Source organism: Caulobacter sp. HMWF025, from assembly GCF_003060965.1.
Classification (GTDB): Bacteria; Pseudomonadota; Alphaproteobacteria; order Caulobacterales; family Caulobacteraceae; genus Caulobacter.
In genome coordinates this window covers 40,657-58,923 of sequence record NZ_QAII01000045.1, presented here as the reverse complement: position 1 = coordinate 58,923, position 18,267 = coordinate 40,657, and the positions used below count along the sequence as shown (strand labels likewise).

The window sequence follows — 18,267 nt, the reverse complement described above, 5'->3', positions numbered from 1 at the left end:
CAACGCCGCTGGCTCCCGCCGCCGGTCCGGAGTAGAAGCGCGCTTCGTTCATTCCTGACGGAGCCAACGCCGTGTCGCGCCTGTTCAGCGCCTATGTAATCGTCGACTGGAGCGCGGCGGCCAAACCCACCACGGGCGCGGATTCCGTGTGGATCGGCGTGCTCAAGCGCGACGTGCGCTTCCGCCTGACTTTCGAGAGCCACAACCCGGCCACGCGCCAGGAGGCTGAAGCCAAGCTGGCGGCCATCCTCGACGACTTCAAGAAGCGTGGCGAGCGGGCCCTGGTCGGCTTCGACTTCCCGCTGGGCTTCCCGCAGGGTTTTGCCCAGGCGCTGAACCTGCCGGGCGAGGCGCCGTGGCGCGCGGTCTGGGACCAGTTGAACAAGATGGTCAAGGACAAGGCCGACAACACCAACAACCGCTTCGGCGTGGGCTCGGAGATCAACCGGCGCCTGACCGGTGGCCCCTTCCCGTTCTGGGGCTGCCCGCCCAAGGACGCCCTGACCACCCTGCAGCCCAAGCGCACCCGCGAACACGGCGAGGGCGACCTGGCCGAGTTCCGCTTTGCAGACAAAGCCGCCAAGGGCGCGCACTCGATCTGGAAGCTCTATTACAACGGCTCGGTCGGCGGGCAGGCGATCGTCGGCATCCCGGCCGCACGCCGGCTGCGCGATGCCCGCAACGCCCGCGTCTGGCCGTTCGAGACGGGCTTCAAGGCCCTGACCGAGGCTGACCTCGACGGCGTGGATGTGGTGATCGCCGAGGTCTATCCCTCGCTGCTGAAGGCCGTCCCGGCTCCCGGCGAGGTCAAGGACCTGGCCCAGGTCCGGGCCCAGGCCGAACACTTCGCCAAGCTGGACGAAGCCGGCAAGCTGGGCGCGGTCTTCGCACCGGGCAAGGACGTCCCGGCCGAGGTGGTCGAGGCCGCCCAGGCGGAAGAGGGCTGGATTCTGGGGGCGTAATTCCAGCCTTCTCCCCTTGCGGGAGAAGGTGTCGCCGCCAGGCGACGGATGAGGGGTCTCGCGGGCCTTTCCGGAAGGATCTTCAACCCCTCATCCGTCCGCTTCGCGGCCACCTTCTCCCGCAAGGGGAGAAGGATCCAGCGCCGCTCAGCCCCGCCTGTCCCGCAGATCCAGCAGCCGGAACCGCGCCAGCAGGAAACCTGCGGACAGGAAGCTGGTCACGATCACCGACCAGACCACGCCGTTCAGCCCCATGCCCAGCGGGATGGCCAGCCACCAGGCCAGCGGGCCCATCACAAAGCCATAGCTGATGAAGTGGGTGATCGTGGGCACCCACACCTCGCCCCGGGCCCGCAGGGCCTGGGCCGCCACCACCTGCACGGCGTCGGGGGCCAGGAAGATGCAGGTCAGGACCAGGGCGGGCAGGATCAGGTCGAGGGCGGCGGGGTCGGTCGTATAGGCCATGGCCACCCAGCTCTTGAGCGGCAGCAGCAGCGCGGCGGCGATCAGGCCGACCACGGCCGTGACGGCAAAGGCGATCCAGCCGGCTCGCGTCATGCCTGCCGGGTCCCGCGCGCCATAGGCCCGGCCCACCTGCACGGCCGTGGCGGTGGCGATGCCCAGCGGGATCATGAAGATCACGGCGGCGACGTTCAGGACCACCGCCCAGGCGGCGACGGCCAGGGCCCCGATCCAGCCGGCGACCAGGTTCATGGCCGCGAAGGCCGAGACCTCGAAGAAGTTGGAGGCCCCTGCCCCATAGCCGATCCGCCGCTGTTCGATCTCGGCGGCGCGGTCGAGCACCGGCTTGTCGAACACGCCGAGCGCGCGGGAATCCTTCATCCGCCAGACATAGAGGACGATGGCCACGATCATGAAGGCCCGGGCGATGAAGGTCGACCACGCCCCGCCCACAGCCCCGAGGGCCGGTAGGTCGAAGGTGCCCGGCACCAGTACGAGGTTGGCGGCCAGGTTCACCGCATTGGCGATCCACATGATGATCGTCACCGGCCCGGGTCGCCCCAGGCCTTCCAGCCAGAAGGTCACGGCCACAGCGACGGCATAGAGCGGCAGCGACAGGGCAAAGACGACCAGCGGGGCCGAAGCCCCGTCGGCCAGCCCGTCCTTCAGGCCGAGGCTGTGCAGGAAGAGCGGCCCCAGCGCCGCCTGGAGCAGCATGCCGACCACGCCCAGCCAGGCCGCATAGACCAGGCCCCGCCGCAGGACGGCCCCGGTATCATGCGGCCGCTCGGCCCCCAGGGCCCGGGCGGTCATCACCTGCACGCCGGTCAGCAGGCCCACGGTCATGGTCACGAAGATCGAGGACGGGGCCCAGGCCATGGCGTGAAAGCCCAGTTCGCGGGCCGAAAAGTGACCCACCACGATCGCGTCGGTCAGGCCCATGACCATGATACCCAGACGCGACAGCACCACCGGCCCGGACAGGCGGAGCAGTTCGATCAGATCGGTGCGGATGGGACCGGAACGCCCTGCGGGACCCGGTGCCGAGGCGGCCGCGTCGCGGGGCATGGCGAGAACTCACGAAATTGGGCCGGCAAGGTGACCCATGCCACCCGGCCGGGCAAGTCTGCTTCTTGGCGAAGGGTTCTAGTGCGGCCACACCACGGCCAGGACCTTGGCCTGGCCGTCCTTCCAGCTGACCTCCATGGCCGGGGTCCTGGGCTGGCCGGCAGCGAACAACTCATAGATGATCATGCCGTCGTTTTGCCGGCTCTCAATGACCCGGACCGAGGCCACGGTGGCATGCGCCGCCCGGGCCGCGCCCTGAACAGCGGCCGGGGCGCTGGTCCAGGCGATATCGCGCTGGGTTTCGACGATCGCCCAGACGCCGGCGGTTTCCAGCAGGTCGAACTCGATTTCCGAACCGTCGGCCAGGACGCCTTCAACGTCGAAATAGCGGCGCGCCTCGCGCTCTTTCAGTTCGGCGGCCCTGATCGTCAGACCGGGCGCGACGGCCCTGACCACCGCCACCACCTGGGCCGGCAGATCGGCGGCGGCGACGGGGGTGATCTTCGTCTCCGGCGCGCCGGCCACGGCGGTTGAGCCCATCAGGCCCAGAAGCCCGGCGAAGGACAGGAGAGCGAAAACAGGGCGGCGCTGCATGGGGACCATCCTCTGGGCCTGGGCCGGGCGACACGCCATCCTGCCTGAAACAGGCCGGACAGGCGATGCAAAGACGGTATCAATCAGCCTCTGCTGAACAGGGATTCGCCATGACCACCCGCCTCGCCCAGATCGCCCTGCTGGTCCGCGACTATGACGAGGCGCTGGACTTCTATGTCGGCAAGCTGGGCTTTGCGCTGATCGAGAACACCGACATGGGCGAGGGCAAGCGCTGGGTGGTGGTGTCGCCCGGGGACGGCGGCTCGCGCTTCCTGCTGGCCAGGGCGGCGGACGCGCGACAGCTCGACCGTGTCGGCGACCAGGGCGGCGGGCGGGTCTGGCTGTTTCTCAACACCGATGACTTCGCCGCCGACCATGCGCGGCTGGGCGCCGCCGGCGTCCGGTTTCTGGAGGAGCCTCGTCACGAGCCCTATGGCAGTGTGGCGGTGTTCGAGGACCTCTATGGCAATCGCTGGGACCTGATCCAGCCGAAGGGATAGGCCGATGCTGCGCTTCCTTACGCTTCTGGGTGTGCTCGCAGCGCTGCTGGCTGGTCCGGCCCTGGCGGCACCGGCCAAGCCGCGGGTACTCTATCTGAGCCAGGCCGTCGGCTGGCGGCATGCGCCGGTGATCCGGCCGGAGGGTGGTCTTGCCCCGTCTGAAATCGCCCTGGCCGAGCTCGCCCGCAGGTCAGGGGCCTTCACGCTACAGACGACCCAGGACGCCCGCGAAATCACCCCGCAGACACTCCAGGGCATTGATGTCCTGATGTTCTACACCACCGGCCCCCTGCCCATGGCGCCGGAGACCTGGCAGGCGATCCAGGCCTGGGTGGCCAGCGGCAAGGGGGGATTTGTCGGGCTGCACAGCGCCGCCGACACCGGCTGGCCCTATGACGGCCCCGGTCAGACCTACACCCGGTTCATCGGCGGCAAGTTCGCCGGCCATCCGTGGACCGAAGGCACACCGGTCACCATCGCCTCGGTCGCGCCTCACGCCATCACCGAAGCTTGGCCAGCCCGTTTCGGCTTCGCCGAAGAAATCTATCAGTACTCCGATTTCGATCCGGCTGGCACGCGGGTCCTGCAGGCGCTGGACTTTACCGGCACGCCCCTGAAGCGGCCCTATATGGTGCCGGTCAGCTGGGTGAAGCCCGTGGGTCGTGGCCGGCTGGTCTTCACCAATCTGGGCCATACGCCAACGACGTTCCAGGAGCCGCGCTTCCAGGCCCAGGTGGTGGACATGGTGCGCTGGGCGGCGGGCCACGGCCGGGCTGACGCCGCGCCCAATCCCGAGCAGCAGGCCCTGTGGGCGATCCGCTCGCTTCTGGCCTATGACGGCCGCCAAACGGACGAGATCGAGGCCCGCATGCAGCGCCTGGCCCGGACCGACCGCCCGTGGCGCGCAGAGGTGGCCGGCCGGATCGCCGGGCTGCGCCTGGTCTATCCGGACAAGCCTGACGGCGATCGCGCCCCGTTCGAGACCGCCTATCGCCCCTTGCTGGCCGAGGTACTGGCCCGCTCCGGCCGCTGAGCCATCACGGCTTGCGGCTGGACGGTGCCCCGGGCCGAACCGGCGGCTGGGCCGGGAACTCGATCCTGCTCATATCATAGCCGAGCGCCTCGACCTTGCGGGTCAGGCTGGTCTTCAGCTCGGCCGACGGCACCTCACGCGTGAAGATGAAGATGCGCTTCAGCTTGGGGTCACCGGCAATGAACCACTGGTAGTCGTCGTCACGATCGAGGATCCAGTAGTCCCAGGTGATCAGGAACGGATAGCGCACCCGAAGTTTGGCCAGGGTACCCGGGTCGAGCAGTTCTCCCCGCCCCTCGATGACCTTTTCCTTGCCGCCCGGTGCCCCGACCTCGCACGTATCGCGGACCGAGACGCGGTCCTTGCCGTTGAATTCGTAGTTCGTCGCGCCGGCCACGCAGCCGTCGGTGATGAACATCGGCGTGCGGGCGATCTCCAGCCAGCGGCCGCTATAGAGCCGCTGGGGATCTACCGGCTTGGCCGGCTGGGGGGCCGCAGCCAGCGCCGTTGAGGCCCATAGAAAGCCGGCGGCGAGAGTCAGCAAGGCAGTTCGGTTCATGACGTCGGGCTCCAGACCACTACGGAAGGAACGACTCCCGAAGCCGAATGGATGCAAAGTCCTGTTCGGGAACGCCCTATCCCCGCGCCGGGCCGAAGGCGTCGGCCGACAGCCGCCGGGCGTGCTCGGCCAGGTCCTGCGGCCAGGCCGTGATCCGGGCCTCGAAAGCCGCGGCATCGCCGGCAAACAGCGCCCGCGTCGCCTCTTCAAATCCGGGCAGATCTCCGGCCAGGGCGCTGGCGAAACGGTAGGTCGCCTCGCGGGCCCGCCGGAGGCGGTCCGGAGCTTCGGCCTCACGCCGCGCGGCCTCCACCAGCTTGCGCAGGGCGACCGACGCCCCGCCCGGCTGGCCGGCCAGCCAATCCCAGTGGCGCGGCAGCAGGGTCACCTCACGGGCCGTGACGCCGAGCTTGGGCCGCCCCCGCCCTCGCGGTCCGGCGTCCGTCGGCGCGTCGGGGGCGAGCCGTGCCGCGAGGGCCTCCGGCGTGCCGCTGAGATCAAGGTCGATCTGCCGGCCCTCGGGGTCGAAGATCAGGACCGGCCCGGCGCCGTCGCCGGCCGCACGGGCGGCCAGGGCCACATCCAGACGGGTGCCCCGGGCCAGACAGGTCCCGCCCTTGAAGGCGACGAAGTCCTCGCTCATCGGTTCAGGGTCCCGGCCTGCAGGGTCCGGCTCCAGACCTCGCGCTGCGCTTTGAACCATGAAGACCGTCCGACGGCTCCCAGCGTCTCGTCCTCCAGGGTTTCGACGGTCTCGAACACGAAGGCCGCCTCGCCATGGCGCGTCCAGGCCGCCTGCAGGTCGGACTCACGGTGCGAGCCGTGCTTCAGGCTGAACCAGATACCGCTCTGACGCGTGGAGAGATCGGGGGTCGCACCGACCCAGGCCTCGCCCGAGGCCGTGCAGCGAACGGCATAGATGCCGGCCGTAACCTTGCGGTCTTTGTAGTCGCGCACAAGCGCCTTGCGTCCGGTCATGTCAGTCTCCTGACCAGACTTTTACCCGGGTAGAACCCTCAGTCAATATAATCCGGGTAAAATACTCAGGGAGCGGCAGAGCGGAGCACCACATAGCCCCGCTCGACCATCCGACGCAGGGCTTCATAGGCCTCGGCCAGTTCTTCATACGAGGCCCGTAGCTGGGCCAGACGGACCGTCTGCTCAGGGGTCGGCATGTGGTTGCTCTCGGTCAGGGCCAGGGCCCCGGTGACCCAGCGGGCCCGGGCATGGGCCGCAGCCACCGCCATATGCTGGAAACGCGCCGCATCGACGTGACCGATCGCCTGACCGAGGACCGCCTTGTTCGAGGCAAAGGTCGTATAGTCGATCTGCTCGAGCTGGCCGCGCAGCCGGCGCTGGACCTGGGCGTCGACATCGTCAGGCTCGAAATGGTCCTGTCCGCGGCGCCGGAAACTGGATGTCACGCTTGACGACATGCGTCCCTCCCGACCGGTCAGAGGCTGTCGCCCCATGCCGGATCAGCGACGAGCCTGCGCCAGACTGCTTAAGGGGTCGTTGCGTCGATCGCCTTTGCCGCACGATTGTTGCAGTTCACCCAGGAGCGCGAGCGCTGCGCGCCTGAAACATCATCAGCCCCAGACGCTTCAGAATATCAGACTAGACTTTCCGGAAACTGCCCCTTGAGAGGCGCTGTTGTCATTTCTTCAATTTTCCACAGATCAGACCCCGGCGACAAACCGAACATTAGAGATCCGGGCATCGCTTGAGTTTTTCGCCCGAACCGAGCAAGGTCCGCCCACAAATACTCGAATCTCCGCCAATGGGGGGTCCATGGCTCGCGGCACGAAACGACTGGCGCTTGTTCTTATGTCCAGCGCCGCACCGGCCCTCGGCGGCCTGCTCGGCCTCGGGACGGTGATGGCCCTTCCCGCCTCGGCCCTGGCAGCCGACGAATGCGGAGCCGTCGCCAGCCAGACGGTGACCTGCACGCCCGGCAACTACAATACCGGCATCGGCTATGCGCCGGCTACGCCGGTGACCGTGACCCTGCAGCAGGCTCCGACCGTTGCGGTAAATGTCCCCAACGGCGGCCTGCGGGTCCTCAACACGACCAATGACAGCATCACCGTCGGACGGGCCACCACCGGCACCCTGACTTCCAGCAGTCCGGCCTTGACGATCCTGAACTCCACGGGTGCCGGCATCAACCTCGGTTCGGCCCAGGGGGCCATCAACCTCGATCTGACGGCACCGGCAACGGACGCCGGACTTCTGGTTCGTGGCCTGAGCGACGGCATTCACATCGAAACCGGGTCGACGGCGACCCTCACCCTCACCCAGGGTCAGGTCATCGCCAACAACGGCGACGCGGTCGACATCACGGCGGGCGGCGCAATCACCGTGTCCACCGGTGCGGCCCGACTGCAGTCGACCGGCGGTTCCGCCCTGCTGCTCACCCAGACCGGCCCCTCCGGCGCGATCAATGTCATAACGGGCGGTCCGATCGGTGCCGTGACCCGGGCGATCGGCGACGGGATTTCCGTCAGTGCCCAGGCGCCGACCAATACGGATGCCATCAATATCACGGCCGGCGGCCCGATCACGGTCGGCGGTTCGGGCGTTCGGGTCACCTCGTCAGGCAACCGCGATGTCAACATCACGACCAACTCCAGCGCTGTCATCAGCGCTGAAAGTGATGGCATCTTCGCCCAGACCTCCGGCACCGGGGGACTGCGGGTCAATACCAATGCCAACATCACCGGCGACGCCAACGACGGCGGCGTGGGTAATGCCGTCAACCTGATCACGGCCAATGGTACGATCAACCTGACCACCGCAGCGCGCACGACCCTGTTTGCCGGGGCCACGGCTCCGCCTCAGGGCGTGTCCAAGCGCATCATCTCGCTGGTCAGCACCAACGGCAATATTGTCGTCAACAATGCGGCCGCCCTGCAGAACAGTGACACGACCAACAGCGGCGGCGGGGCCTTCGCGACCGGCATCTATGCCCGCAGCGCCGGCGGTGGCGTCTCCATCACCAACTCCGGCACCATGGGCACGATCCAGAGCCCGCTGGGCATTGTCGGCATTGATGCCGCTGTCACGGGTGGCTCAGGCGACCTCGTTGTCAGCAATACCGGGACGCTGCGCTCCTTCGGTACGGCCGTGGTCACGCTTTCAAACGCCGGCACCGGCAATCTGCGTTTCGACTCCGACGGCGTGATCAACGCCCCGGCCCTCTTTGCCGTCTCCACCTTCGCCGCCAGCGGCACCAGCACCCTGAATGTTCGGGCCAACCTGACCTCGACCAACGGCACCGCCGTGCGGGCGCAGTCCTTCTCGGGCGCAATCAATGCCAGCGTCGCCAGCGGCGTCCAGGTCGCCGGGGCCGGCGGCTTCGCCCTGACCTCGAGCAGCGGCGCGCTGTCGCTGACCAATGCCGGCGGCATCCAGACCAGCGTCGGTGGAGCCTCGGCGGTCGGCTTCACGACCTCCGGTACAGCCACCCTGAACAACACCGGAACCATCACAGGTCTCGGCCCCTCGTTCGACCGCGCTGCGGTGTCGTTCAACAATGCGGCCCAGATCAATCTGGATAACAGCGGCACGATCACCACGGGTCGTGGCGACCACGCCGGTTATGCGGTCAGTATCTTCAGCACCCTGCTCTCGACCCCGACAGCGATCACCTGGAACAACGCGGCCAGTGGCGTGATCAACGGCGGCTTCGACAACAGCACCGCCGCCGCCATGACCTTCGGCAATGCCGGCACCTGGTACACGGCCAACATGCAGTCGAACTTCAGTTCGGCCAATGTCAGCACGCTCAACAACAGCGGCCTGATCCAGGTCGGGCTGACCAATGCCGGCGCGCCGGCGACCACCACAACCTTTGCCGGCCTGACCCGACTGAACAACACCGGCACGGTCAGCCTCTCCAACGGCGTGGTCGGCGACATTCTCAGCATCACCGGTGCCTATGTCGGCGGGACCGGAGCCCAGGTCCGGCTGGACCTGCAGGGCACCAGTGCTGACCGTCTGGTGATCGCCGGCACCGCAACCGGCACAACGACAGTGCTCATCAACTCGATCAGCGCGCCGGGGGCCTTCAGCAAGACCGCCATCGCCCAGGCCGCGACGGGGTCGAGCGCCACGGCCTTCGTGCTGCCGACCGGATCCCTCCGCCAGGGGCTGATGCAGTCGGGCATCCTTTATGACACCACCTCAAGCATCTATTCGCTGGTCCGAATTCCCGATACGGCCGCGATCGAGACGGTGAAGTTCGCCGAGATCCGCCGCAATGTGTTCTTCAAGGCCGAGGCGGCCTGGTCGTCGCATCTCGAAAACTATCGTACCCTGGCCCTGCTCGAGGATGCCCCGGAAGGCGTCCGCACCTGGGCCCAGCTGTTCGGCGGCGAAGAGCGCTTCGAAGACGCCCGCACCTTCGCCCCGCTCGGCGTCCAGACCCGATATCGCCTCGACTATGACCAGAAGCATGCCGGTGGCCAGTTCGGCGTGGACGTTCTGCAGGGCATGAGCACGGGCGTCGCCGTCCTTGGCGTCACTGCCGGATACGCCAGCTCGCGCGCGACCTTCAAGGAAACACGCGACACCTATGAGGTGAAGGGCTTCAACATCGGGGCCTATGCATCCTACGCGCCCAACACCTGGTTCATGAACGCCCTGGTCCGCTATGACCGTGCCGACGGCGACATCGAAAGCTCATATGCCAGCTACCGGCAGTCGCTGAAGACAAGCCAGTTCGCCGCGACCCTGGAAGCCGGCAAGCACATGACCCTGGGCAATCTGTTCGTGGAACCCTCGGCCAGCGTCACTGCCAGCCGGGGTTCGGTGGCCCGCAAGGGTCAAGACCAGTCCCTCAACAACTACAGCGTCCAGGACGTTACGGTAGCGCTGCAGCGCGACAAGACCGTCCGGGCCAAGCTCGGTGTCCGGGCCGGATCCAAGCCCTACAAGGCCATGGGCGGCGTCCTGACCCCCTATGTCGCGGTGGCGGCGGTCAATGACTTCGGCGGCAAGGACAAGGTCATCTTCAACCCCGCCGCCGATGCGGTCTCCTTCTCCAACCGGGCCGGCGGAGCCTTTGCCGACTTCCGGGTCGGGGCCCATCTGGCCCAGGCCGGCGGACTGGAGTTTCAGGCCGAGGCCGGGGGCGACTACGGAAGCCATGTGACCGGCTACGGCGCGCGCTTCACGGTCAAGCGCAGCTGGTAACGGCTCACGCCGCGCCGAGAAAGACCAGGACCCCGGCGCCCACAGCGCCGGGGTTTCGCTTTGGGGGCTCACGGCGGGGGCGGCTTGACGATCATCGACCGAAGCCCGACGCTACGGTAGCAGCCCTCGCGCCCGGCCCTTTGGGCCGGAGTGCCGAAGCGGGGTCTCGGAAGGGGGAAGACGGACATGCGCTTCAAGGCAAACTTCACGGTCCTGGCTCTGGCCCTGGCCTGCAGCGGGCTCGTGGCCACACAGCCGGCCTTTGCAGCGCAGCCGCGCGGAGAGACCTGGGGCAAACCGGGGATTTCGTTCCTGCAGTACCGCACGGACGCCGTGGAATGCGCCTATGACGCCGAGACCAAGGCCCCGGTGAGCATTCCGCCGGTGGACCTGGCCTTCATGACGGACTCCGCGCAGATGGACAGCCGGCCGCCGCAGGACATGACGGCACCCGCGCCGGACATGAATGCCGTTCTCGACTATGCAGCCCAGGCCCAGATGCGGATGGACCGGGCCTGGCGCAATGTCGCCAGGCAACTGGAACCGGCGCTGACGGCCTGCCTGAAATCGCGCGGCTATCAGCGCGTCAAGCTCAACGACGAGCAGGCCGGCGAGTTGCGTCGCCTCAAGCCCGGTACGCGGGCCCGCAATGTCTATCTGTGGAGCCTCGCCGTCGATCCTGTGGTCCTGAGCGAACAGGCGCGCAGCGAACCGGTCGAGCGCAAGAGCCAGAAACGCTGATCTCTCAAGTCTTTAGGAGACCGGCTTCATGCATGCGGCTTCGACGACCGTTTCGTCGAAGGTCCCGGCTTCGGGCTTGATCCAGTTGCGATCGGAGAAGTTGAACGCCACCGCTTCACCGCTGAGATTGTTCTCCGGATAGCGAACGACCGCGAGGCTGCGGTAGGCACGGGCCTCGCAGTCGATATCCTGGGCCAGGCGCTCGGAGCGGTACGGCACGGGAGGCGAGGTCTCGGACTCGACCTGCTGGAGTCTGAACTCATGCCGGACCCAGACCCTCTGATAGCGCGAGCCTTCCGGAGCCTTGCCGGTCTTGGCGAACATCAGGACCGTCTTGTCGGCCCCTAGGCCCAGAAAGGGCCAGCCGATGGCGCGAACCTCGCGTGACCAGGGTGGGAGGGTGACCTTCTTGCCGGCCGCGGTCACCGTCACAGCGTCGACATTGGCTGGGGCCTCCTGGGTCGCAGCCGCCTGCCCGCTCAGAAGCAGGCCCAATGCCCATCCCATCATCGCCACACCTCCGCTGACTGATACCGCTACCCTATCGCGTTTGGGCGCGAAAGAAAGCCAACCGCGACCCTGACGCGAACGGCCGCCTGTGACGGCGGCATAACGCCATTTCGTCAGAGTTCGGCCCATCTTGACGCTTGCGCCAAATTCGAACGCCCGTAAGACTTCCCTTTGGGTAAAGGGGAATTTGTAGTGAGTCCGACCACCGACGCCGCCGTTTCGCCGCTCATGGCCGACGGTGGGGCTGATGCCGCCGAAACCGAAGCCGCGACCAAGAACCTCGTGTTCATCGCCGCCGAGCGTCTGTTCGCCCTGCACGGCTTCCAGAACGTCTCGGTGCGCGACATTACGGCTGCGGCAGGGGTCAATCTGGCCTCGGTGAACTATCACTTCGGCTCCAAGGACGCGCTGCTGTTCGAGATCTTCCGGCGCCGCACGGCCGAGCTGAACCGCGAGCGGGCGCGGATGCTGCACGAGGCCAATGACCGCCATCAGGGCAAGCCGCCCGTGCGCGAGGTCCTGGCCGCCCTGCTCACCCCGCCTCTGCGCTGGCTGGCGCCGGATCACGAACGCCGGATCTCGCTGCAGTTCCTGATCCGGGCCCGCAGCGAGGGCACGGACGACATCCGGCAGGTCCTGAAGACTGACGTCTCGCACCTGCGCCGCTTCTCGGACGCCCTGCTCTCGGCGCGTCCGGACCTGTCGCCGGAAGAGGTCTACTGGCGGCTGCACTTCACCCTCGGGATGCTGCACAACAACCGCTTTGCCGAGTTTGACCGCCTGAACGTGCTGTCGGAAGGCACCACCAGCGAAGCCGATGTCGTGGCCCTGCTGGCCCGCATGCTGGCCTTTGCCGAGGCGGGTTTCGCGACCCGCTGAGCACATGCTGCGGGACGACAAGGTGCCCAGGGTCAGGCCTGAAACCGTCGACGGATCGGGAACTGCTCAGCCGCTCGCGGGTTAAGACCCGCGATGGCTGGCTCGCATTCCCATACCCCGCCCTGCCCTGACCTGCGGATCGTCACGCCGTGACGCGCGCGGTGGATGGGAAAGCCATGACCGGGGGCTTTCAGCACCAGACCCTCGGCAAGAGCTGCGCGGCACCGCGCACCGAACCCCGCCCCCAGAACGGCCAGAAGTCCGATGAGGCCTGCCTGCAGATGGAGGAGCGGCGCAGCTTCAGGCCCCGCCCCGGTCACTGAGGCCGGGCGATCCGGTCAGGCTCGCGCGGCGGCGATCCGGCCCCGTGCGATCACGTCGGCGACCAGGTTGGCCGGGCGCTGCTCGGCGATCGACTGGTCAATCACCTCGGCCAGGGTCAGGGCCAGACGGTCCAGCTTGTCGGCCACCCAGACACCATCAAAGGCCGTGCCGGCTTCCAGAGCGCGGATCTCGGCCGCCACATTGATGATGCCACCGCCGTTGATCACATAGTCGGGGGCATAGAGGATGCCGCGATCGAACACGGCCTGGCCGATCATCGCATCGGCCAGCTGGTTGTTGGCGCCGCCGGCGATCACCTTGACCTTCAGGCGCGGCAGGGTGGCCGCCGAGACGGCCCCGCCGAGGGCGCAGGGGGCGAAGACATCGGCCTCGACGTCGAAAATGGCGTCCGTCGGCACGATGGTCGCGCCCGTCGCCGCCGCAACCTCTTGCAGGGCGGTCTGGTTGACGTCAGCGATGGTCAGGATGGCCCCGGCGGCGTGGAGCTTCTGGGCCAGATAGGCCCCGACATGGCCCACGCCCTGGATCGCCACGTGGACGCCGTTGAGATCACGGTTCAGGGCCCGCTCGACGCACAGGCGTACGCCGCGGAACACGCCCTCGGCCGTGACCGGCGAGGGGTCGCCCGAGGCCGCCGCATGGCCTTCGAGACCGGCGACATAGCGGGTGGTCTTGCGGGTGCTTTCCAGATCAGACGGCGAGACGCCGACATCCTCAGCCGTCCAGTACTTCCCGCCCAGGCTGTCGACCGCACGGCCGAAGGCCTCGAACAGTTCCGGGGTCTTCTGGCTGCGGCTGTCGCCGATGATCACGGCCTTGCCGCCGCCGAAGTCGAGATCGGCCATGGCGTTCTTGTAGGACATGCCGCGCGATAGCCGCAGGGCGTCAGTGAGGGCCGCTTCGCTGCTGGCATAGTCCCACATCCGGCAACCGCCGGCCGCCGGCCCGCGCGCGGTGGAATGGACGGCGATAATCGACTTCAGACCGGTTTTTTCGTCGAAGAAGGAATGGACGCCTTCATGTCCCTCGAAATCGGGGGAATCGAACAAGGTCATGCCGCAGGTCTCGCCTCAGACAGGAAGAATGCGCCGGGGTGTACGCTCCCTGACGCGCCCTCACAACCCCGAAGCGGCATCCCGGGGCTTCGGAACCATCGCTTCCATGGCCCTGACGTCGAGCGGGATGGCCGGCGCGCCGGACGGCAGCGGGGCCTCCGGGGCCCGCAGAAAGCGTTCGACATCGCGCCAGACGACCTGCGCCTGCCGGTCGACCAGCAGCAGGTGGAAGCCCTGCGCATAGCAGGCCGTACGGGCGGACGGCTTTAGCTGCCGCACGGCCTCGACCGTCGCCGGCTTGGGAATGATGTGGTCGTTGACGCCATAGAAATAGCCCGTCGGCACCGAAAGCCGGCCCGTCGCCCGTGAGGCCTGCTCCATCAGGCTGACCAGGCCGTAGATGGTGTCTGAGCGCGCGCCCCAGATCATCAGCGGGTCACGCCCCATGCGGCGCAGTTCGTCGAGATTGTCGCTGGGCATGACCTGACGGACCAGCCAGTCAGGCGGCTCGACCACGAGGCTGCCGACCGTATGGGCGGTCAGCCACAGGCTGGTCCGGTTGGGCAGGGGCTGCTGCGACCAGCCCCAGACAGCAGGCGCGAACAGCAGTAGCCGATCGACCTTCGGCGGGTCCGGATCGGTCATGGCGACGATGGCGAGGCCGCCGCCCATGCTGATCCCGGCCAGGGCGATTTTAGCCGTCGGATGGCGCTCGCGGACCAGGGTCACGCAGGTGCGGACATCCTCGATGACGACTCCCACCGGGGCCCAGACGCCGCGATCGGGCGAACGGCCAAAGCCCCGCACATCGAAGGCATAGGTCGCAATGCCCTGCCCGGCCCACCAGTCGGCGGCCATGTGGTAGCTGTTGGAATAGTCGTTCATGCCGTGCAGGCCGACGATCACCCACTCTGGCTCACCCGACGCCGGCAGCCAGGTGCGCAGGCCCAGCCGCGCGCCGTCGAAACTGACGAAGTCCTCGCCCTCGAACCTCGGCCCGCGAAAGCCCAGTGGCCCGAGGTCCAGCCTCTGGGTCATGGGCGCGCAGGCGCTCAGGGTGGCGGCCGAGGCGGCCAGGATCAGGGAGCGGCGATTCATAGGTCCAGAATGCCCGCCACCCTTTGACGAAGATAGGGCGTGACCTCGGCCTCAAACCACGGATGGCGCTTGAGCCAGGCGGTGTTGCGCCACGACGGATGCGGCAGCGGCAGGATATTCGGCCCGAACGCCTGCCAGCCCGCCACGGTCTCGGCCAGGGTCCGCCCGGCCCGATCGCCGAGGGCCCAGGCCTGGGCATAGCTTCCGACCAGCAGGGTCAGTTCGACCTGCGGCAATTGCGCCAGCAGTTGCGTCCGCCACAGGGCCGCGCAGCGCGGCGGCGGTGGATAGTCGCCGCCCTTCGGATTGGTGCCGGGAAAACAGAAGGCCATGGCCGCCACGCCGATCTCTTCGCGACCATAGAAGGTCTCGCGGTCGATCCCCATCCACTGGCGCAGCCGCACCCCGGACGGATCATTGAACGGCAGGCCGGTCTCGTGCACCAGCCGGCCGGGAGCCTGACCGCAGATCAGGATCCGGGTCCGGGGCGAGACCCGGACCACCGGACGCGGCGTGTGCGGCAGGTACGGCGCGCAGGCCCGGCAGGCTGCGATCTCGGAAAGCAGGACGTCAAGCATGGGGGCCGGAGGGTGTTGCAGGGGCCAGTCGGGACACGTCAGGCCTTCACCGGACCGTCGCCAGCAGGTCGGACAGGCGATAGCCGGCAGCGGCGATCCGCCCTTCGGACAGGGAGCGTGCGCGGACGACATAGGAGACCGCCAGGACCGGGGCCGCTTCCGGGGTGGTGGCGCTGACCAGATGTCCCCCGTCATAGACAAACGTCCGGGCCATGACGCGGCTCTGGGCGACCCAGGACCGGTAGGCGGTCATCGGCTCCCGATCATCGCGCGGTGTCATGCGGCGGGGATGCGCAGCCTCGACATCGCGCGCCAGCGCTTCGGAGCCCTGCACGCGCGAGCCCGGCCGGTCCACGATCCCGTCCCAGACGTCGTGCAGGGTGTTGGGCGCCGCTCCCGGATAGGGCCTCACCCAGGCCAGGGAGCCACTGCGATCGCTCTTGGGATACTGCAGCGACAGCCAGTGCCCGCCATGCAGCGGCTGGTGCATGTCGCCGACGATGTGCAGGACCCAGCACAGGGCCACAGCCCGCTGGGCCCGAGGGGCGGCGGGGTTTCTGGCCAGGGCGAGATTGTCACCAAAGGCCCGGTCGGCCTTGCCGACGGTGATCGGCAGGAACCAGCCCCAGGGGGTCACCAGCCTGAGAGAATAGTGCCAGTCGGGACGATCGAAGGGGCCCCGGCGGGCATCGTCAGGCCAGCGGGCCATGATCGCGAACATCCGCCGCTCCCGCGCGGCCCCGGTCAGGCCGTCCAGTTGCTGGTCGAACAGGGCGCGGTCTGAATGTTCGCGCATGATCGCCACGATGGCTGCAACGGCCTGCGGGTGCTCGGCCTTGAGGGTGTCGTAAGCGATGGCACCGGTCGCCATGTGGCCCTGGTCATTCCAGGCCAGGGCGGGCGGCGGGGCCACCAGGGTCAGGCACAGGCCCGCCACGATCATCGCGTGTGCCGGCTTCATCAATGCGCCCTCCCCTGGCCGCTACCCGGCCTGTGACCTAGCCGCCGAGCAGGGCCCGTTCCTTGGCCACAACCGCGGCAAACGACGGCCGGGCCAGGATGCCGTCGGCCCAGGCCTTGGCCTTCGGCCACCGGGTGAAGTCGAGTCCGGCATGCATCAGGTTGGCGAACGGGCTGGCCACGGCAATGTCGGCCAGGGTCAGGCGGTCTTCAAGCAGGAACCCGCTCTCCGGAACGATGGATTCCAGATAGTCGAGCACCGGCGGCATGTCTTCCTGCTCGGCCTTGTCGGCGGCGGCCATGTCGCCCTCGATCCCCATGAAGCGGGGTCCGACAATCCGGTTGAAGAAGATCTTGCCGGACGCCCCGACCAGGATGGTGTCGGCGAACTCGTCGAACCACATGGCCCGGGCCCGGGCGCGCGGCTCCAGCGGGATCAGGTTGGGCTCGGGATGGGCCGCCTCCAGATAGGTGACGATCGCCGTCGAGTCGGAGATCTTGAAATCACCGTCCTCAAAGCCCGGGATCTTCTTGAACGGGCTGGCCTCGAGGAAGGCCGGGTCATGGGTGCCGGGGCGCGAGACCTTGTTTTCTAAGGTCAGGCCCTTCTCCGTCGCAAAGGCCATGGCCTTGCGCACGAACGGCGACAGCGACGAACCGTGGATGATCATCTGCGAGCTCCCTTGTTGTTGGGAGGCATAGGTTCATTGATTAAGTTTCGTTTCAAGACCCAGTTGAGCCGACTTGACCCCGACGCCGGGTTGGCTGCTCCATTCTGCAAACAAAGGGAGAAGGTTCATGGCCGACCCCAAGGTCGAAATCGCCAACATGATCGCCAATCTGGAGGTCAGGACCGGCAAGTCCCTGGACGCCTGGATCGCCGCTGTGCGGGCCAGCGGCCTCGAGAAACACAAGGCGGTCGTCGACTGGCTGAAAGCCGACCACGGCCTGGGCCATGGCTACGCCAATATGGTGGCACACAAAGCCTTCGCCTCCGACGCGGGCTCCAGCGAGGACGAGGCGCTGCTGGAGGCCATGTTCGCCGGGCCGAAGGCTGCCATGCGCCCGGTCTATGACAAGGTGGCGGCGATCATCGAGGGGCTGGACGGCACCGGCTTCGCCCCCAAGAAGGGCTATGTCAGCTTCCGGCGCACGAAACAGTTCGGCCTGGCCCAGCCCTCAACCAAGGACCGGCTGGACCTGGGCCTGAACCTGAAAGGGACAGAGCCGACGGCCCGGCTGGAGGCGTCGGGATCGTTCAACGCCATGGTCAGCCACCGGGTGCGGCTGACGGCCCCCGACGAGGTCGACGCCGAGGTCGAAGCCTGGATCCGCAAGGCCTGGGAAGGCGCCTAGGCCTCGGCGGTCGCGCCGTCATCCGGAGCGTCGATCGCATCCTCGAAGCTGGTCGGATCGCCCGGCAGGCGCGTGCGCAGGCGATAGACGCCGCGGAACTTCTCGGGATTGACCGGCTTGTTGTGGCGCAGAATCACGATGGTGCCGGCCCGGGCCAGCTCGATGGCATTGGTCCGCACATGGCCCAGGATCTGCTGCCAGCGCTCGGGCTGAACGGCCTTGGCGACGTTCATCGGGTCGATGGACTTGCCCTCGGCCAGGCCGGCGAGCTGGGACAGGATGGCGTCTTGGATCGGTGTCGTCATGGCCGCTCCCATGCCACGGATTGCCGGTTGACGCGAGGGGATGGCTTGCGCGGCGTCGGCCCCGGC

21 protein-coding genes are annotated in these 18,267 nt (G+C 67.7%); 8 read left to right on the top strand and 13 right to left on the bottom strand.

Going from position 1 to position 18,267, the window contains the following annotated elements; all coding sequences use genetic code 11:
• Positions 1–71: 71 nt before the first annotated feature.
• Positions 72–962 carry a cobalamin biosynthesis protein CbiG gene (locus DBR10_RS05785; protein WP_108556205.1) on the top strand — a complete coding sequence of 297 codons (891 nt, stop codon included), beginning with the start codon at positions 72–74 and terminating at the stop codon, positions 960–962.
• A gap of 147 nt (positions 963–1,109) precedes the next feature.
• On the opposite strand, the gene DBR10_RS05780 is transcribed toward DBR10_RS05785, so the two are convergent.
• Together DBR10_RS05780 and DBR10_RS05775 are read right to left on the bottom strand one after the other, a co-directional pair.
• Positions 1,110–2,492, bottom strand: a complete 1,383-nt coding sequence (locus DBR10_RS05780; RefSeq protein WP_108503881.1) for an MATE family efflux transporter — start codon at positions 2,490–2,492, stop codon at positions 1,110–1,112.
• A gap of 78 nt (positions 2,493–2,570) precedes the next feature.
• Complete coding sequence (locus DBR10_RS05775; RefSeq protein WP_233243290.1) at positions 2,571–3,086, bottom strand: hypothetical protein; 516 nt, start codon at positions 3,084–3,086, stop codon at positions 2,571–2,573.
• A gap of 110 nt (positions 3,087–3,196) precedes the next feature.
• Between DBR10_RS05775 and DBR10_RS05770 the strand changes: the two genes are divergently transcribed.
• Positions 3,197–3,586, top strand: coding sequence for a VOC family protein (locus DBR10_RS05770; RefSeq protein WP_108488761.1), 390 nt, complete (start codon positions 3,197–3,199; stop codon positions 3,584–3,586).
• Between the two features lie 4 nt (positions 3,587–3,590).
• Positions 3,591–4,619: a ThuA domain-containing protein gene (locus DBR10_RS05765; protein WP_108488760.1), complete on the top strand. Its 1,029-nt coding sequence runs from the start codon at positions 3,591–3,593 to the stop codon at positions 4,617–4,619.
• A gap of 4 nt (positions 4,620–4,623) precedes the next feature.
• On the opposite strand, the gene DBR10_RS05760 is transcribed toward DBR10_RS05765, so the two are convergent.
• From DBR10_RS05760 to DBR10_RS05745, 4 genes are all read right to left on the bottom strand, one after another.
• Positions 4,624–5,178 (bottom strand): lipocalin family protein, encoded by a 555-nt coding sequence (locus DBR10_RS05760; RefSeq protein ID WP_108503880.1) that lies wholly within the window; start codon positions 5,176–5,178, stop codon positions 4,624–4,626.
• A 76-nt stretch (positions 5,179–5,254) separates the two neighbouring features.
• Complete coding sequence (locus tag DBR10_RS05755) at positions 5,255–5,821, bottom strand: DUF2239 family protein (RefSeq protein ID WP_108503879.1); 567 nt, start codon at positions 5,819–5,821, stop codon at positions 5,255–5,257.
• Positions 5,818–6,156 carry a GIY-YIG nuclease family protein gene (locus tag DBR10_RS05750; protein WP_108503878.1) on the bottom strand — a complete coding sequence of 113 codons (339 nt, stop codon included), beginning with the start codon at positions 6,154–6,156 and terminating at the stop codon, positions 5,818–5,820. The genes DBR10_RS05755 and DBR10_RS05750 overlap by 4 nt, the downstream gene beginning before the upstream one ends.
• Positions 6,157–6,221: 65 nt before the next feature.
• Positions 6,222–6,614, bottom strand: coding sequence for a hypothetical protein (locus DBR10_RS05745; protein WP_108490559.1), 393 nt, complete (start codon positions 6,612–6,614; stop codon positions 6,222–6,224).
• Positions 6,615–6,969: 355 nt separating this feature from the next.
• Between DBR10_RS05745 and DBR10_RS05740 the strand changes: the two genes are divergently transcribed.
• Entirely contained in the window at positions 6,970–10,374 is a 3,405-nt protein-coding gene (locus tag DBR10_RS05740; protein WP_108503877.1) for an autotransporter outer membrane beta-barrel domain-containing protein, read from the top strand.
• Positions 10,375–10,560: 186 nt separating this feature from the next.
• The gene (locus DBR10_RS05735; RefSeq protein ID WP_108503876.1) at positions 10,561–11,115 is read left to right on the top strand and encodes a hypothetical protein; all 555 of its coding nucleotides are present in this window, start codon (positions 10,561–10,563) and stop codon (positions 11,113–11,115) included.
• A 12-nt stretch (positions 11,116–11,127) separates the two neighbouring features.
• Here the strand turns inward: DBR10_RS05735 and DBR10_RS05730 are convergent, their stop codons facing one another.
• A complete protein-coding gene (locus tag DBR10_RS05730; protein ID WP_233243289.1) occupies positions 11,128–11,610 on the bottom strand; it encodes a surface-adhesin E family protein in 483 nt (160 codons plus the stop codon).
• 207 nt (positions 11,611–11,817) lie between these two features.
• On the opposite strand from DBR10_RS05730, the gene DBR10_RS05725 reads away from it, so the two are divergent.
• Together DBR10_RS05725 and DBR10_RS19260 are read left to right on the top strand one after the other, a co-directional pair.
• Positions 11,818–12,504, top strand: coding sequence for a TetR/AcrR family transcriptional regulator (locus DBR10_RS05725; RefSeq protein ID WP_108503874.1), 687 nt, complete (start codon positions 11,818–11,820; stop codon positions 12,502–12,504).
• Positions 12,505–12,680: 176 nt separating this feature from the next.
• Positions 12,681–12,827, top strand: a complete 147-nt coding sequence (locus DBR10_RS19260) for a hypothetical protein (RefSeq protein ID WP_199223453.1) — start codon at positions 12,681–12,683, stop codon at positions 12,825–12,827.
• 15 nt (positions 12,828–12,842) lie between these two features.
• Here the strand turns inward: DBR10_RS19260 and DBR10_RS05720 are convergent, their stop codons facing one another.
• Genes DBR10_RS05720 through DBR10_RS05700 form a run of 5 tightly spaced genes read right to left on the bottom strand, consistent with a single transcriptional unit; the run spans position 12,843 to position 17,211 of the window.
• Positions 12,843–13,904 carry a Leu/Phe/Val dehydrogenase gene (locus DBR10_RS05720; protein ID WP_108503873.1) on the bottom strand — a complete coding sequence of 354 codons (1,062 nt, stop codon included), beginning with the start codon at positions 13,902–13,904 and terminating at the stop codon, positions 12,843–12,845.
• Positions 13,905–13,964: 60 nt separating this feature from the next.
• The gene (locus DBR10_RS05715) at positions 13,965–15,002 is read right to left on the bottom strand and encodes an alpha/beta fold hydrolase (protein ID WP_108503872.1); all 1,038 of its coding nucleotides are present in this window, start codon (positions 15,000–15,002) and stop codon (positions 13,965–13,967) included.
• On the bottom strand, positions 14,999–15,580 hold the full coding sequence (locus tag DBR10_RS05710; RefSeq protein WP_108503871.1) for a uracil-DNA glycosylase family protein: 582 nt from the start codon (positions 15,578–15,580) through the stop codon (positions 14,999–15,001). The genes DBR10_RS05715 and DBR10_RS05710 overlap by 4 nt, the downstream gene beginning before the upstream one ends.
• 46 nt (positions 15,581–15,626) lie before the next feature.
• Entirely contained in the window at positions 15,627–16,541 is a 915-nt protein-coding gene (locus DBR10_RS05705) for a S1/P1 nuclease (RefSeq protein ID WP_108503870.1), read from the bottom strand.
• Positions 16,542–16,578: 37 nt separating this feature from the next.
• Positions 16,579–17,211, bottom strand: coding sequence for a glutathione S-transferase family protein (locus DBR10_RS05700; RefSeq protein ID WP_108503869.1), 633 nt, complete (start codon positions 17,209–17,211; stop codon positions 16,579–16,581).
• Positions 17,212–17,338: 127 nt separating this feature from the next.
• On the opposite strand from DBR10_RS05700, the gene DBR10_RS05695 reads away from it, so the two are divergent.
• Positions 17,339–17,896 carry a DUF4287 domain-containing protein gene (locus DBR10_RS05695; RefSeq protein ID WP_108489575.1) on the top strand — a complete coding sequence of 186 codons (558 nt, stop codon included), beginning with the start codon at positions 17,339–17,341 and terminating at the stop codon, positions 17,894–17,896.
• Here the strand turns inward: DBR10_RS05695 and DBR10_RS05690 are convergent.
• On the bottom strand, positions 17,893–18,201 hold the full coding sequence (locus DBR10_RS05690; protein WP_108503884.1) for a DUF3253 domain-containing protein: 309 nt from the start codon (positions 18,199–18,201) through the stop codon (positions 17,893–17,895). The genes DBR10_RS05695 and DBR10_RS05690 overlap by 4 nt on opposite strands.
• Positions 18,202–18,267: the final 66 nt, after the last annotated feature.

Coding starts and splice junctions, on each gene's coding strand:
- DBR10_RS05780 (WP_108503881.1), bottom strand. CDS start 2,492: ATGCCCCGCGACGCGGCCGCCTCGGCACCGGGTCCCGCAGGGCGTTCC.
- DBR10_RS05775 (WP_233243290.1), bottom strand. CDS start 3,086: ATGCAGCGCCGCCCTGTTTTCGCTCTCCTGTCCTTCGCCGGGCTTCTG.
- DBR10_RS05770 (WP_108488761.1), top strand. CDS start 3,197: ATGACCACCCGCCTCGCCCAGATCGCCCTGCTGGTCCGCGACTATGAC.
- DBR10_RS05765 (WP_108488760.1), top strand. CDS start 3,591: ATGCTGCGCTTCCTTACGCTTCTGGGTGTGCTCGCAGCGCTGCTGGCT.
- DBR10_RS05760 (WP_108503880.1), bottom strand. CDS start 5,178: ATGAACCGAACTGCCTTGCTGACTCTCGCCGCCGGCTTTCTATGGGCC.
- DBR10_RS05755 (WP_108503879.1), bottom strand. CDS start 5,821: ATGAGCGAGGACTTCGTCGCCTTCAAGGGCGGGACCTGTCTGGCCCGG.
- DBR10_RS05750 (WP_108503878.1), bottom strand. CDS start 6,156: ATGACCGGACGCAAGGCGCTTGTGCGCGACTACAAAGACCGCAAGGTT.
- DBR10_RS05745 (WP_108490559.1), bottom strand. CDS start 6,614: ATGTCGTCAAGCGTGACATCCAGTTTCCGGCGCCGCGGACAGGACCAT.
- DBR10_RS05740 (WP_108503877.1), top strand. CDS start 6,970: ATGGCTCGCGGCACGAAACGACTGGCGCTTGTTCTTATGTCCAGCGCC.
- DBR10_RS05735 (WP_108503876.1), top strand. CDS start 10,561: ATGCGCTTCAAGGCAAACTTCACGGTCCTGGCTCTGGCCCTGGCCTGC.
- DBR10_RS19260 (WP_199223453.1), top strand. CDS start 12,681: ATGACCGGGGGCTTTCAGCACCAGACCCTCGGCAAGAGCTGCGCGGCA.
- DBR10_RS05720 (WP_108503873.1), bottom strand. CDS start 13,904: ATGACCTTGTTCGATTCCCCCGATTTCGAGGGACATGAAGGCGTCCAT.
- DBR10_RS05715 (WP_108503872.1), bottom strand. CDS start 15,002: ATGAATCGCCGCTCCCTGATCCTGGCCGCCTCGGCCGCCACCCTGAGC.
- DBR10_RS05710 (WP_108503871.1), bottom strand. CDS start 15,580: ATGCTTGACGTCCTGCTTTCCGAGATCGCAGCCTGCCGGGCCTGCGCG.
- DBR10_RS05705 (WP_108503870.1), bottom strand. CDS start 16,541: ATGAAGCCGGCACACGCGATGATCGTGGCGGGCCTGTGCCTGACCCTG.
- DBR10_RS05700 (WP_108503869.1), bottom strand. CDS start 17,211: ATGATCATCCACGGTTCGTCGCTGTCGCCGTTCGTGCGCAAGGCCATG.
- DBR10_RS05695 (WP_108489575.1), top strand. CDS start 17,339: ATGGCCGACCCCAAGGTCGAAATCGCCAACATGATCGCCAATCTGGAG.
- DBR10_RS05690 (WP_108503884.1), bottom strand. CDS start 18,201: ATGACGACACCGATCCAAGACGCCATCCTGTCCCAGCTCGCCGGCCTG.